Source organism: Paenibacillus sp. M2, from assembly GCF_046713495.1.
GTDB lineage: Bacteria > Bacillota > Bacilli > Paenibacillales > Paenibacillaceae > Paenibacillus > Paenibacillus amylolyticus_B.
Genome location: NZ_CP169648.1, coordinates 6,055,837 through 6,069,202 on the forward strand (window position 1 = coordinate 6,055,837; position 13,366 = coordinate 6,069,202).

The window sequence follows — 13,366 nt, forward strand, 5'->3', positions numbered from 1 at the left end:
AACTACCTATTAAAATATGAAAGGTGTTGTTGATTCTTGACTGCACAAAATTCCAGTCATGATATGACTGATTTACTTATTATCGGTGGAGGCCCTGCGGGTCTGTTCGCCGCGTTTTATGGTGGGATGCGTCAGGCATCCGTTACACTGGTTGAAAGTATGCCACAGCTTGGCGGACAACTTGCCGCTCTTTATCCGGAGAAATACATCTATGATGTAGCCGGATTCCCGAAAGTAACGGCTCAGGAACTGGTGAATAACCTGGTTGAGCAAATGAGTCATTTTAACCCGAACATCCGCCTTGAAGAAAAGGTTGTATCGGTGGAGAAAAAGGATGAGCAACATTTCGTCGTGAAAACGGATGAGAATGAATATCATGCCAAAGCCGTCATTATTACAGCTGGTGTAGGTGCATTCGAACCACGTCGTCTGGAGCTTGAAGGTGCTGCCAAGTTCGAGAAGAGCAACCTGCACTACTTCATCAGTGATCTGAATGCCTTCGCCGGCAAAAAAGTATTGATCAGTGGCGGCGGTGACTCCGCGGTAGACTGGGCACTCATGCTGGAGCCTATCGCTGAGCAAGTGACGCTGATTCATCGCCGGGACAAGTTCCGTGCACATGAGCACAGTGTCGAAAACCTGATGAATTCCAAGGTGAATGTCGTTACACCGACCGAAATCACGGAACTTCATGGGGATGACACGATTACCAAAGTAACCCTTTCCCATGTGAAAACCAAAGAAACTCAGGAAATCGAAGTAGATGACGTGATCGTTAACTTCGGATTTGTCTCTTCTCTCGGACCAATTGCCGAGTGGGGTATCGAAATTGACAGTAACTCCATCGTTGTTGATTCCCGCATGGAAACATCTATTCCAGGAATCTTCGCTGCCGGAGATATCACAACATACCCAGGTAAACTGAAGCTGATCGCTGTCGGATTCGGCGAAGCTCCAACAGCCGTCAACAATGCAAAGGTATACTTCGATCCGGATGCCAAATTGTCCCCAGGACACAGCAGTAACATGAAACGCTAGTTTTGCTGAAATAACATATATTGATACAAAAAAGGGTATCTTACTCCTGAGTGAATCCATATCAGGAGGGATACCCTTGTCTTATATATGCCCGCTGTGTAACGGTCTGGTTGTACCGGAGCAGGCTTGCCCCCACTGCCTTCAGGGACTGTTAGAATGCGGCAAATTGGATGATTACACCGGACCATACAGCCCCTACGTATTCCAACCTTCCTCTGACACGGCAGACGAAGTCGAAAACGTTTGCAATCATGTGATGTACTGTCACCATTGTCAAACAAGCACGCCATGGCCAGTCTCACTATGGGACTTGTCCGGAAACCTGTAACATTGCCTGCAATGAGGATCTCTAGTGAAGAATGGCAGATACGTCGGTACCCAGTTTGCGCTTATGGATTTCTGCCAACAGCAGTGCGATGAAATCTCGTTCGAGATTCAACTCAATCGCTTTATGGTAGGAATCCAACAACATCTCATCGGATAACATAGCCATTTCCCGCCACAACCTTTCCTTTTTTTTCCTCAAAACTATCATATCAGAGATTCATATAGAGAACAAGCGTTCTTGTTATCCACAACGATATGTGGAAATCCTGTGCATAGTTTGTTGATAAATGGAAAAAATACAGAGTAATCAACGTGTATAGTGTGGACAATATTTATGCACAGGGAGTTTGTACTACTGTCAGAACGTTTATCTGCGTATTTTTTTTGGAATAAATTCATAGTTTCAAGACTTGTTGCGAGTAAATTACCCTGTAATGTAAAATTTCAAACGGTTTTCATATCGTTTTCTTCTATATATTATCGGATTTTCTTGAATTTTCTTGAGTTTTCCCATTCATTTTCTATTGGGGTCTGGTATTCACTTCCAGAATCCAGATCTTGCCTGAATAATCCAGTCCATAATCAAATCCAAGCTGACCTACACCAGGGAAATGTCTTTCCATAATGTACGTACATGTCAGTGTAAGGGAACGCATCTCCCGGCGTTTGTGCCGACCGGATATATGTGGCAGGGATAAACCAAGAGCTCGCCTTCCTGATAACATGGTTCCACCCTTGCTCAGATTCGTCACACAGAGTCCGGGACGAGCGAGTCGTCCTACTAAGGAACGGAATACCCAGCCTCGTTCGGTTTTGACCACTTTGACTCTGTAATCAACAGGTCTCCCTTGAATTGTTGCCAGATGAATGCCTTGCTGGATCAAGTACTTGCGTCTAGCCTTTACACGCACTAGAGAGCGATACATCTGGCTGAAACTGGTGAAAGAACGGGTCGTTTTCATATGGGTGTATCGATAAGCCCCACCGCTCGCCGATACCCGGATGACACCGTAACCTCCACCTCCTACAATAGGTTTGACATACACCATTCCATAATGACTGAGCATTTGCAGCAGATTACCCGAGTTGAATGCCTTGGTCTGTGGGATATGGACAGCAGCTACCGGGTATTTCATCAGAGCCGCTGTCTTCCGCCATTTGCTTGCAAGTTGTCTCGACATGGGTTGATCTCCTTCCTTGAAACAATAGTCCTTCCTTATACATACTCAACAGAAGCCTTGCTTTCTTGGATGTCTGTCCACGGCAAAGGCCCCTTTTCCATGTAACCTGTCCCAGGGGTGATGGCGGAAACGGGAACAAGCGCCCGGTTTGCTTTTCAAACAAGTCAATCTGTCGTATGCTACTAAGGAATGGCTGGAAGGGCTTAAATATGAGGATCTAAGGAGCGTTCTGAACAAATGGAAGCATTTTTCAAATCACTTTATGGCGTAGCCTATTTTGCAATGTCGATCGTTCTGGTAGCTGTTACGGTACTTCTCTTTGTCACAGGTATTCGACTGTTTATGCAAAAGCGTAATCGCGGCTTTGCCGTGAGTTGTCTTATATTTGCCTGTTTCATCGTCTTTATCATTGTTGTTATGTTAACTACGCCCTTCTCTGCCACACCGCCGGGTTCACCGGAAGCCATGGCTGCCCTTCTTCACTTCGGGTAGTTGAACCTCTGTAGAAGGAGATGCTTATGACACGTACTAATGAAACCTTAGGAATTATTGATATCGGCTCGAACTCCATTCGTCTAGTTATATATGAACTGGATCAGGATGCAGCCTATCGCATCATTCATGAAGACAAATACGCTGCTCGTCTGAGCAGCGTTGTTGAGCCGGATGGTACCATCCTTCGCCACTCTTTGGATAAAGCCATCACCATCTTGCGTCAATTCAAAGCGACCTGTGAAGCGTATCAGACCAAACTGATTCGCGCAGCAGCTACCGCAGCTATTCGTAATGCAAGCAATGTCCTGGAGATTATTGAATGGCTGGAGACAGAGACGGGGCTTACCATTGAATGTGTATCGGGAGATCGGGAGGCCTATTATGGGTTCCTTGGTGTCACTCAATCCATTGATCTGGCAGACGGTTACGTCGTGGATATTGGGGGCGGCAGCACAGAGATCACGGTTTTTCAGGATCGGAAGAGGTTACATAGCATCTCCCTCCCTATTGGTGCAGTGAATTCACATGCCCGTTATGGGGGCGAAGATCAGTGGACCGAGGAAAATGCAAATGCATTATGCAACGAAGTCATTGAGGCTCTCCGTGGACAGGATTGGATTCGTGAGCACCCTGGTCTGCCACTCATCGGACTTGGCGGCACAATGCGTACACTTGCCAAAGTGGAACAGAAGCGTACCCAGTATTCTTTGCCTGTGAGCCATCATTATGAGATCAGTGAGGAAGCGATGGAGAATATTGCTCGCACCTTGCCACATCTCACCTCAGCACAGCGTAAAAAGGTACCTGGGCTCGCCAAAGATCGCGCAGACATCATTGTGCCCGGCGTACTGATCCTGCGAACCGTCTTCCAGTTAATACAGGGAGATCGTTATGTGGTTAGTGGTGCGGGTCTACGAGACGGGTTGTTGCGTGATTACATGGCTGGAGGTCAGCCGGTCGTTCCAGACGCGCTGAAAGACAGTATCCGCAACTTTATCCATTTTGGTCCGCCTATTCCAGAGAAACGTCTGCAACGGATTCATCAGGATATGGTTACCCTGTATACGGCATTACAAGGTACCCCTCCTGATCAAGCAGATGCCCGAATCCTGTATGCATCCTCCATGCTGCACATGGCAGGTAAGCAGATTAACTATTTCCGTTATACACAGCACTCGGCCTATTGGATCATGAATTCAAGCATCTATGGACTTTCTCATCGGGAGACCATTCTAAGTGCCAGTGCAGCTGATTATCATCCAAAAAAAAGAACGCCCCAGCTGCTGAATAAGCACCGGGACATTCTGAAAAACTCGGATGAGCGGCATGCTCATCGTATTGGCTCTCTGCTGCGCGTAGCTGAAGCCATCAATCGATCCGAAAGCATCGCTGCGATTGAAGCAACAAAAGAAAACGACTCGCTGCAGGTGCAATTCACCTGTACAGCTGAGCCGTTACTGGAACTTGATGGCCTGGAAGAGGCCGTCAAGGATCTGAAGGAAGCCTGGGGAGTTACGTTAACGCACTCCATTCAGCAGGCTTCCAAGGGATAATACCCATGGCCTCCGTCTGACTTCTCAGCGGGGGCTTTTCATTTTTTACAAATACATAATTGCCACCAGGCATAAGCTCTCTGGCTTTGACATTATCCATAAGGGACAGATTAAGAATATCGACCAGCATCTTCTTCAGCTCTGGATCAAATACGGGACACATCAGTTCAATTCTTCGATTCAGGTTACGTGTCATCCAGTCTGCACTGGAGATGAATACATCCGGGTTGCCGCTATTTTCAAAATAAAACAACCGTGAATGCTCCAGAAAACGATCCACAATGCTAATGACCCGAATATTCTCACTGAGCCCCTCTACCCCCGGACGCAGACAACATACACCACGCACAATCAGATCGATCTGCACGCCGGCTTGAGAAGCCTCGTATAATTCATCAATCATTTCCTGATGGGATAAGGAGTTGATCTTGGCAATGATTCTGGAAGGTTTCCCTTTCAGCGCGTGCTCCGTTTCTCTACGAATCAGTGCAAACAACTCATCCTTCATACCATCCGGAGCTACGCGGAACGCCTGCAATGCCTTCGGACCGGAGTATCCGGTAATCTCATTGAACAATTCGGATGCATCTTCCCCAATAATCGGATTAGAGGTGAACAGTCCCACGTCCGTATACACTTTGGCTGTACTCTCATTATAGTTACCGGTTCCTACATGAACATAACGTCTCAGCCCCTGCTGTTCCCTGCGTACGACAAGAATGATTTTGGCATGGGTCTTGAGTCCAACCAGTCCATAAACCACGTGACAACCGGCTTTCTCCAGCTTACGGGCCCAAGCAATGTTGCGCTCTTCATCAAACCGGGCTTTCAGTTCAACCACCACCGTGACCTGCTTACCACTCTCAGCGGCAAGTGCAAGTGCCGGAATAAGGCGTGAATCGCCATTGACCCGATATAGTGTCATCTTGATGGCCAGAACTCTTGGATCTTCCGAAGCCTCCAATATAAAATCAGTGACTGGTTCAAACGATTCGTACGGATGATGCACCAGCACATCGCGTTTGCGCAGCAGCTCAAAATGACTTTCTCTTGGCAGAAACTCAAGTGGGTAGACTGGCTTCACCGGACTGTATTTCAGATGTGAGAAACTTTCCAGACTGTCCACGAATCCCGCCAGAAAACTCAGATCAAGTGGTCCATCAATTTCATATACCGGGTCCTGAATATCAAATTCATCCTGCAATTCCAATAAAGCATCCGGACGAAAATCCTTACAGACTTCCAGTCGTACAGGAGCCCCGCGGCGTCTGCGGCGCAATTCTTTTTCAATAGCCTCAAGCAGATCTTCCGCTTCTTCTTCATTAATGAACAGATCCGCATTGCGGGTCACTCGGAACTCCTGTGCAGCAAGCGAGATATATCCGCTGAAGAGCGTATGGATATGATGTTTGATAAGATCTTCAATCAATATGAATGTTTTCTTTTTGCTATTCGCCCGAATGGGAGCCTGAACTACCCGCGGCAGATTGGAAGGTACCTGAACAATAGCCATAAACGGCTCGCCCTCTTGCTCCCCTTCCTTCTGTAACATCACGGACAGATAGACAGACTTGTTGTGTACCAGTGGGAACGGACGACTCTGGTCAATCGCCATCGGTGTGAGTACCGGAAAAATAATCTCATGAAAGTATTGGTCCATTGCGCGCTGCTGTGTCACATTAAGATCTGTATATTCCTGAATGTTCACGCCTTTCTTGGCGAGTAGACGAATGAGTTCACGATACGTTTTATACTGTTCGGCGACCATGGTCCCGGTTCGTTTGATCAATCTGCGGTACAATCCCGAAGGCGTGTATCCTGTAAAATCTTTTTGCGTGAATCCGGCCTTGATCTTCTCTTTTGTCTCTGCCACCCTTACACTGACGAACTCGTCCAGATTACTAGCGACAATGCCGAGAAATCTCATGCGTTCCAGCAGAGGCGTTGTTGGATCCTGGGCCTCCTGAAGTACGCGCCGATTAAATTCAACCCAACTCAAATCACGATTAACGTAGTTACCTGTTTTGACGTCTCTATGCATGTATGGCCTCCGAATGTGTTGCATATCTATTCTTGGTTAGAAGTTCTCATATAATTGTACTATTCGTAATCAACATCAAGCGTCAGCGCAGTGTAAACGCTACGTAAAATTTATGTAAATGATACCTCATGGCCGCAACTTTTTCCATCCCTTTACAAAGGTCAATAGACAGAGTAAAGTGAAGTACAGTGTGATTTGGTCCGGTTGCTTGTTCTCATTCCAAATATATTTGATTAAAGGAGTATATAATGAAATCCAACAAACCTAGAACGTTACAAAAAAATATAGAGTTTTTCACGGCTGCACTATCGCAATGTATGGTAAGCGCATGGCAGGAAGACCCGGCTGGCGTCTATTGCGAGGTAGGTTGTGGCATTGTGGAACGAATCAGTGAAGACAGTGTGCGCATCCGAAACAATGACGGAACAAAGAGCCATTATGCACGAGATATCACGATGTTCCAGACTGAAAAATAATTTTGCATAAATACGTAAAAAAGACTAGCTTTGCGAAACAAGGTGTTGTATACTCTTGCCACAAGGAAAGGAGGTGCGTCAACATTTCTAATGTCATGTTGAACGTGTCCCTTACCCGATCCACTAGCTCAAATTAAAAGAGTCTGGTGGAGGCGCGGGATACGGATCAATGTTTTAAAAAGCGCCACGGGTAGAAAAGCCGTCTTCGGACGGCTTTTTGTTTTGTCTTTTTTCTGTAGAGAGGTTGAGAAAACACCCGAAATATTGGAAATAGACCCTTTAGTAGCGCCAACCAAGATGGCTATAATGAAGATGCAACTCAACCAAAATCCGAGGAGGCATCTTGTAATGTTCAAAAATGTAAGGGGTTTCAAGACATCCATCATGTTGGCTTTTGTTTTGTTATTCACCTCCATCCTGTTGCCCGCAGGTCAGCATGCCAGCGCAGCACCAAGTTTCGCCAAAGGAGCCGACATCAGCTGGGTTCCCGGAATGGAAGCCCAAGGCTACAAATGGAAAGATAAAAACGGAGTTCAGCGTGACATCATTGATATTTTGAAAAAAGACTATCAAATCAACTCCGTCCGCATTCGGGTATTCGTTAATCCTTCGAATGATTATGGGAACGGTTACATGAATAAGGATCGAGCGGCTACACTCGCACAGCGTGCCAAGAATGCCGGCATGAGTGTAATGCTTACCCTGCACTACAGCGATTCCTGGGCAGACCCTGGTCAACAAACTAAACCTGCTGCCTGGAAAAACTATACGTTCCAACAGCTCATGGATGCGGTATGGAACCACACTCGTGATGTCATGACGGCGATGCAGAGCAAAGGCGTTACCCCGGACTGGATACAGATCGGGAATGAAACAAGCAACGGCATGTTATGGGAAGATGGCAAAGCATCCACCAACATGAAAAACTATGCGTGGCTGGTGAATACAGGCCATAATGCAGTAAAATCCCTGAGCAGCGGTACCAAAACCATTGTGCATCTTGCAGGTGGAGATGATAACGCCCTCTATGTATGGAATATTGGTGGTTTGATCAATAACGGAGCTAACTTTGACATGATCGCCATGTCCCTCTATCCTTCAGCTTCCGGCTGGAACACCGCTGTGACGAATACGGTAAACAATGCCAAGGATATGATCAACCGTTATGGCAAAGAGATCATCATCTCCGAAATTGGCATGGACAATAACCAGGCTGCAGCTGGAAAAAGTTTTGTTGCCGCGATGAAAAATCAAATCCGCAATTTGCCAAACGGCAAAGGAAAAGGTGTATTCTACTGGGAGCCTCAGGCTACACCAGGATACAATGGCGGCTATGGCAAAGGCGCATGGCAGTCTAATATGATGCCGACGGCGGTCATGGAAGGATTTATTGACTAGGTACGGTGGGTAGAAGTGCGGGCTTTGGGGGGGCAGCGTGGTGGCGTTCCGGGGGCGGATCGTTCTTATGATCGCTGTTATCCCCAGATTTTATGAATTCCCTTATTAGGGGAAAATCCGGAGATAAAGGCGACCGCTTCGCTTCTTCAGAATCGATTCCGCCCCCTCCGCTACGTTGCTGCTTCTGTGTGAGGCACTTCTAAAACCGTGTGTAGTCAAATGGATTAAGTAGTAAGGTAAAACAAGGGCTGAAGGCGCTATTCCGGTGGGAGTGGCGCCTTTTTGTGATGAAGTGCGGGCTTTGGGGTAGCACGATGGTGGGCGTTCCGGTGGCGGATCGTTCTTATGATCGCTGTCATCCCCAGATTTTATGAATTCCCCTTGTAAGGGGAAAATCCGGGGATAAAGGCGAACGCTCCGCTTCTTCAGAATCGATTCCGCCCCCTCCACTACGTTACTGCTCCTTGAGACACTTCTAAAACCGTGTGTAGGCATGTTATTAGGGTAACGAAAGACGGAAGGCTGTTCCCAGTGGGAGTAGCGCCTTTTGGCGATGAAGTGCGTTAAGGGCGCAACGTGCTGGGCGTTCAGGGGCGGATCGTTCTTATGATCGCTGTTATCCCCAGATTTTTATGAATTCCCCTGATTAGGGGAAAATCCGGGGATAAAGGCGAACGCTTCGCTTCTTCAGAATCGATTCCGCCCCCTCCACTACGTTGCTGCTCCTTGAGACACTTCTAAAACCGTGGGTAGTCAAATGGTTTAAGTAGTAAGGTGAAACAAGTGCACGAAGGCGCTATTCCTGTGGGAGTAGCGCCTTTTTGTGATGAAGTGCGTTGAGGTTGCGGCTTGGTGGGCGTTCCTGGATCGGATCGGGCACTTCTCAAGCGTGTCGATCAATCGGGGAGGGGTGCACCACTCGGGCTGGAGACTGATGTTCTTTTGGCTTACATATGAATATAATAAGTTTATTGAGATAACACATAGGATCAACTTCTTATTGGAGCGGGGGAAAATGGATGAGTTTCTTAAAAGGGATAGGTCAATTGGCTGGGGAAGTTACCGGAAAAGTGTTGGGTGGCAGCGTCAGGGTTGTTGGTGAGATCGCAGGTAGCCCCTTTATCAAAGAAATCGGGAACGGTGTAGAGAAAGCTACGATCAATACAGGCAAAACCATTGGACAACTGGCTAGTGGTACATATGATCTTGCCAGTGGTGCAATTCGAAAAGATGATACTACCATAGACGCGGGGCTTGCTGATATTGGAGGTGCCGTAACCACTACTGCAAAAGGTGTAGCGATATCAGCCAAGTATGTATATAACAGCGGTAAAGATGTTGTTGTGGGCATGAAAGAGGAAGATAAGGACAGAGTCAAGCTGGGTGCCAAGAATCTTTTAGCAGCCGCTGCGGTAACAACACTCGCTGTAGGTGTCATTGATGCAGTTGATGGGCCTGAAGGTATGGATACGTAGGAATCCGAATTAGATCACTAATAACACAACAACTGCAGAAATACAGCCTAGCAGGGCAATAAAAATATGGAGACAACTAAATGAGATTTTTTCAAGTAAAATCCGTTGTCTCTTCTGAATAAAACATGAGTAGATGAACACCGTTATCACAACGGGCAGATATAAATGAAAATCCGGACCATCCGTGCTCGGTAATAGTTTATTAATATATCCACCTATCGTCTCGTTGACCATCATGAACCCATATATACTACCGATTATTGCTGAAACTGCAAACTGAAATAGTATCTTAACTACACCCTTCTTTACAAAGAATGGATCACGTTTGCGGTAACCGTTATTAACCATCATATATCTGTCGCCTCCTCGTTTTTCTATTACTCTTTTTGGTTATTACTCCTTTATTTTACCATAACGTTGATCAGCTGCCTTCTTAGTTTTTGTCATTCCATCGTTTCCCCACAAACAAAAAGATGGCCCTGTCCACCTTATTGGCAGACAGGGCAACTATGGTGATACCAGATTAGCTTTATCTTCAGCTTACCTAAGCAAGTCGCGTGGCACGCATCGATGCGGTTGCATATACGATAAGCGCAATCCAGATGAGCGCGAAACCAACGAGCAGAACTGGCGAGACCGTTTCCTTGAATACAAACACACTCAGGATCAGCATGATTGTCGGACCAATATACTGCACAAAACCTAGTGTGGACAATGACATTCGAGCAGCCGCCCGTGCAAAGAACAGCAGTGGCAGCGCCGTCACCACGCCGGAAAGCAGCAGTTCGAAGAACATCGGTGCAGGCAACGTCCATGCCGTTGCTTTTCCCACAATGGCCAAGTAGATCCAGTAGCCGAGTGCGATGGGCAGAACTACAGCTGTTTCCGAAAATAAGCCCACTGAAGCATCTTGCTTGATCTTCTTCTTCGCCAGACCGTACAAGCCAAATGACACGGCCAGCGAGATCGCAACCCATGGGAAACGTCCGTAGTCGATAGCGATGATAAGCACCGCGACACCAGCGATGGCAATCGCGAGCCATTGTCCACGGTTTGGCTTTTCATGAAGGAAGACAACCGCCAGCAGCACATTCAGTAACGGGTTCAAATAATAGCCCAGACTTGTCTCAACCACATGACCGTTGTTAACTGCCCAGATGAAGATCAGCCAATTAATAGCAATTAGCAGTCCACTTGCGGTAAGGGACAGCAGGGTCGAACGACTGGTCAGAATTCGCTTCATGTCACCCCAACGACGTTGGACGGCAACGAAAATTCCCATAAAGACAAATGACCAGACGACCCTGTGCGATAAAATCTCGCCTGCCGGTACATTTTCAAACAACTTCCAATACAGCGGGAGAACCCCCCACATGATATACGCAATGATTGCGTTGATTAATCCACTATTCATAACTGTATCCCCTCTTATTACTCTGATATCTCAACGGATTATACGCCTCGATCCTCGTTTAAGTAAAGGGGGTAATAGGTCATACAGGAATCCATTCCTAGTTCAAATGACTTTTCTTTGAGCAAAATTCCCCGTTTAGCGCTACCAAATTATACTTTGGGGTTTTTCTTTCTTACTATCATAAAGAGGATAAAAATCGCCGCAAATACGACTATACCTACGATATACAAATCGATGTCTTGCTCAAACATAAACCACATTTTGTGTTCTAAGTTTACTTGTTGTTTGGGTGGATATCCTTCCCCGAATAGTTCAGTTGCTTGATTAATATTGTTCATTTCGATGGTCGAACTGCACGGACTACTGCTTAACTCGCCATTTGCTTCACTAAAGTAGATTAAGTATTTGTTACCTTCCTTGAAATCAAATCCCCAAGTATAGTTCGTTGCGATCATTAGTTGAGAGTCAACCTCAGTATTCCAACTCCTCTCAGCTTCCACTAAAATATATCTAATTTTCTCTTTTGTGCCCGTAAACCCCTTTTGCTTTAAATCCACCTTTACTTGCTTTACTTCTCCATAAACAGCTCCATCATATATTTCTAACTGTTCTTGGGGACCTCCCGATTCAACACATGACAAAGCGTTAATATCTTGTGCATTAAAACCAAAAAACACGGTAGAGATTAAAAACATCAACGTGATTATACGTAGCTTCAATTTTTCCACCTTCTTCTCACCATGTTAATTCGTACATCTTTATTGACCTGTTTAACAGGAAAAATGTTGCATTTTTCCTGGCTTTAGGTGGATCAACAAAGAAGCAACCAACCGGACACAGTTGGTTACTCCACTTGGCTTTTTAAGTTTCGTATTTCTTTTTCCATTCTTCACTCCATTTTTGAAAACTTTTTCCCGTTACTTCTTCCAATGTTTTTCCATCCAACGAATATGGTGCTCCATCCATTGCTGCATTTGGGAAGGATGTCCCCCCTATAACTTTGCCTTCACAAAGTATCATTGAAACTTTGGATTTACTATCGTCTAACGTTCCCAGAGGATGGTTTGTTACTGTAAAGCTATACACCGATATTTCCATTCCGAAATACTGTTCGGGTTCTACTTTTTGAACCGCCCATGTCTGTCTATATGGTATCGTTTCCGTTATCCCGTAGAGTAGTTTGTCTTTGCTTAGAGTGTATTTCTGAACTTGACCATCGTACGAAGAAATTTTATAACCTTTTGCCTTAACATATTCTGTCGCAGTCTTTTGATCGCCTGTGATCGTGAGTTCATCTGTACCCAACATCGTGACCTCGTTATTGCACCCAGCAATGATAAAAAAAACTAGCCCCAATACAATACGGATAGGTTTAAAATACATCAAGTTCTCCCCCCGCAACGTGAAGTAGTTTATTCATTTTTTTGACGATTAGTTTATTAAAATGGTTTTACTATTCTGCCGTTACATTAACAAAAAAGCTGCCGACCCTTTTGATCAACTGCCGAAAGGGCATTCATTTCATTAACGTTTCTTGGTAGCGTCACCTTTGATCCTATGTTGGTTACCTTCACTTTCCTCCAACATGAAACACACCAATTACAGTTTCACCATCCTTGTCATACAGTGGAATATCCCACCCGTCTGGTGATCTGCTGTTCTGTATCGCAATAGCTTCTTCAGGTGTTTTTGGTTGCTCGCCATCCATGTCTTTTTTCAGCAGATATCCTTCTGTACCATCCACACCAGTAGCCAGGATTAAATCAGGTTCCGTTTCTGGAGAAGTCGCATATGCGGCAGAACCATATGTCTGTCCATTCTTATTTTTCGGATAAAGAGAAGTGATGTGAATTTGATTCATCGCATTTTTAACGTTTGGATATTGGGATAACCCCGAACCACTCGATACACTAATCATTAAAGCCACAAAGATCAATAGTATAACTCCATTAGAATACATCTTCACAA

The 13,366-nt window shown here is 45.7% G+C and carries 15 protein-coding genes; 7 read left to right on the forward strand and 8 right to left on the reverse strand.

Annotated features, from left to right (window positions below; genetic code table 11):
• Nucleotides 1-63: 63 nt before the first annotated feature.
• Together ACETMN_RS27685 and ACETMN_RS27690 are read left to right on the forward strand one after the other, a co-directional pair.
• Nucleotides 64-1,038, forward strand: a complete 975-nt coding sequence (locus ACETMN_RS27685) for an NAD(P)/FAD-dependent oxidoreductase (protein ID WP_210437008.1) — start codon at nt 64-66, stop codon at nt 1,036-1,038.
• Between the two features lie 76 nt (nt 1,039-1,114).
• Nucleotides 1,115-1,366, forward strand: coding sequence for a hypothetical protein (locus ACETMN_RS27690; RefSeq protein ID WP_074096361.1), 252 nt, complete (start codon nt 1,115-1,117; stop codon nt 1,364-1,366).
• A gap of 21 nt (nt 1,367-1,387) precedes the next feature.
• On the opposite strand, the gene ACETMN_RS27695 is transcribed toward ACETMN_RS27690, so the two are convergent.
• Nucleotides 1,388-1,531 carry a sporulation histidine kinase inhibitor Sda gene (locus tag ACETMN_RS27695; protein ID WP_017692430.1) on the reverse strand — a complete coding sequence of 48 codons (144 nt, stop codon included), beginning with the start codon at nt 1,529-1,531 and terminating at the stop codon, nt 1,388-1,390.
• 355 nt (nt 1,532-1,886) lie between these two features.
• Entirely contained in the window at nt 1,887-2,546 is a 660-nt protein-coding gene (locus tag ACETMN_RS27700) for a YheC/YheD family protein (RefSeq protein WP_091020825.1), read from the reverse strand.
• 237 nt (nt 2,547-2,783) lie between these two features.
• Here ACETMN_RS27700 and ACETMN_RS27705 point away from each other — a divergent pair, with 237 nt between their 5' ends.
• Together ACETMN_RS27705 and ACETMN_RS27710 are read left to right on the forward strand one after the other, a co-directional pair.
• Entirely contained in the window at nt 2,784-3,038 is a 255-nt protein-coding gene (locus ACETMN_RS27705; RefSeq protein ID WP_017692428.1) for a hypothetical protein, read from the forward strand.
• Between the two features lie 26 nt (nt 3,039-3,064).
• Entirely contained in the window at nt 3,065-4,594 is a 1,530-nt protein-coding gene (locus ACETMN_RS27710) for a Ppx/GppA family phosphatase (RefSeq protein ID WP_411735418.1), read from the forward strand.
• Here ACETMN_RS27710 and ppk1 read toward each other — a convergent pair.
• The gene (gene ppk1 / locus ACETMN_RS27715; protein ID WP_091020823.1) at nt 4,554-6,635 is read right to left on the reverse strand and encodes a polyphosphate kinase 1; all 2,082 of its coding nucleotides are present in this window, start codon (nt 6,633-6,635) and stop codon (nt 4,554-4,556) included. The two genes, ACETMN_RS27710 and ppk1, sit on opposite strands and share 41 nt — an antisense overlap.
• Before the next feature lie 248 nt (nt 6,636-6,883).
• Here ppk1 and ACETMN_RS27720 point away from each other — a divergent pair, with 248 nt between their 5' ends.
• From ACETMN_RS27720 to ACETMN_RS27730, 3 genes are all read left to right on the forward strand, one after another.
• Entirely contained in the window at nt 6,884-7,111 is a 228-nt protein-coding gene (locus ACETMN_RS27720; protein ID WP_017692425.1) for a hypothetical protein, read from the forward strand.
• A gap of 348 nt (nt 7,112-7,459) precedes the next feature.
• Nucleotides 7,460-8,509, forward strand: coding sequence for an arabinogalactan endo-beta-1,4-galactanase (locus ACETMN_RS27725; protein WP_411735419.1), 1,050 nt, complete (start codon nt 7,460-7,462; stop codon nt 8,507-8,509).
• Nucleotides 8,510-9,528: 1,019 nt separating this feature from the next.
• Nucleotides 9,529-9,984, forward strand: coding sequence for a hypothetical protein (locus tag ACETMN_RS27730; protein ID WP_149846792.1), 456 nt, complete (start codon nt 9,529-9,531; stop codon nt 9,982-9,984).
• Between the two features lie 9 nt (nt 9,985-9,993).
• On the opposite strand, the gene ACETMN_RS27735 is transcribed toward ACETMN_RS27730, so the two are convergent.
• From ACETMN_RS27735 to ACETMN_RS27755, 5 genes are all read right to left on the reverse strand, one after another.
• Nucleotides 9,994-10,335 (reverse strand): hypothetical protein, encoded by a 342-nt coding sequence (locus tag ACETMN_RS27735; RefSeq protein WP_091020820.1) that lies wholly within the window; start codon nt 10,333-10,335, stop codon nt 9,994-9,996.
• Between the two features lie 193 nt (nt 10,336-10,528).
• A complete protein-coding gene (rarD, locus tag ACETMN_RS27740; RefSeq protein ID WP_091020819.1) occupies nt 10,529-11,398 on the reverse strand; it encodes an EamA family transporter RarD in 870 nt (289 codons plus the stop codon).
• Between the two features lie 149 nt (nt 11,399-11,547).
• Nucleotides 11,548-12,126, reverse strand: coding sequence for a hypothetical protein (locus ACETMN_RS27745; RefSeq protein ID WP_143786600.1), 579 nt, complete (start codon nt 12,124-12,126; stop codon nt 11,548-11,550).
• A gap of 133 nt (nt 12,127-12,259) precedes the next feature.
• On the reverse strand, nt 12,260-12,781 hold the full coding sequence (locus ACETMN_RS27750) for a hypothetical protein (protein ID WP_091020817.1): 522 nt from the start codon (nt 12,779-12,781) through the stop codon (nt 12,260-12,262).
• Nucleotides 12,782-12,968: 187 nt separating this feature from the next.
• Nucleotides 12,969-13,364, reverse strand: a complete 396-nt coding sequence (locus ACETMN_RS27755; RefSeq protein WP_143786599.1) for a hypothetical protein — start codon at nt 13,362-13,364, stop codon at nt 12,969-12,971.
• Nucleotides 13,365-13,366 lie beyond the last annotated feature (2 nt).

Bases quoted from the DNA above. Each gene is read 5' to 3' on its own strand.
- ACETMN_RS27685 (WP_210437008.1), top strand. From the start codon at position 64: ATGACTGATTTACTTATTATCGGTGGAGGCCCTGCGGGTCTGTTCGCC.
- ACETMN_RS27695 (WP_017692430.1), bottom strand. From the start codon at position 1,531: ATGGCTATGTTATCCGATGAGATGTTGTTGGATTCCTACCATAAAGCG.
- ACETMN_RS27700 (WP_091020825.1), bottom strand. From the start codon at position 2,546: ATGTCGAGACAACTTGCAAGCAAATGGCGGAAGACAGCGGCTCTGATG.
- ACETMN_RS27705 (WP_017692428.1), top strand. From the start codon at position 2,784: ATGGAAGCATTTTTCAAATCACTTTATGGCGTAGCCTATTTTGCAATG.
- ACETMN_RS27710 (WP_411735418.1), top strand. From the start codon at position 3,065: ATGACACGTACTAATGAAACCTTAGGAATTATTGATATCGGCTCGAAC.
- ppk1 (WP_091020823.1), bottom strand. From the start codon at position 6,635: ATGCATAGAGACGTCAAAACAGGTAACTACGTTAATCGTGATTTGAGT.
- ACETMN_RS27720 (WP_017692425.1), top strand. From the start codon at position 6,884: ATGAAATCCAACAAACCTAGAACGTTACAAAAAAATATAGAGTTTTTC.
- ACETMN_RS27725 (WP_411735419.1), top strand. From the start codon at position 7,460: ATGTTCAAAAATGTAAGGGGTTTCAAGACATCCATCATGTTGGCTTTT.
- ACETMN_RS27730 (WP_149846792.1), top strand. From the start codon at position 9,529: ATGAGTTTCTTAAAAGGGATAGGTCAATTGGCTGGGGAAGTTACCGGA.
- ACETMN_RS27735 (WP_091020820.1), bottom strand. From the start codon at position 10,335: ATGATGGTTAATAACGGTTACCGCAAACGTGATCCATTCTTTGTAAAG.
- rarD (WP_091020819.1), bottom strand. From the start codon at position 11,398: ATGAATAGTGGATTAATCAACGCAATCATTGCGTATATCATGTGGGGG.
- ACETMN_RS27750 (WP_091020817.1), bottom strand. From the start codon at position 12,781: ATGTATTTTAAACCTATCCGTATTGTATTGGGGCTAGTTTTTTTTATC.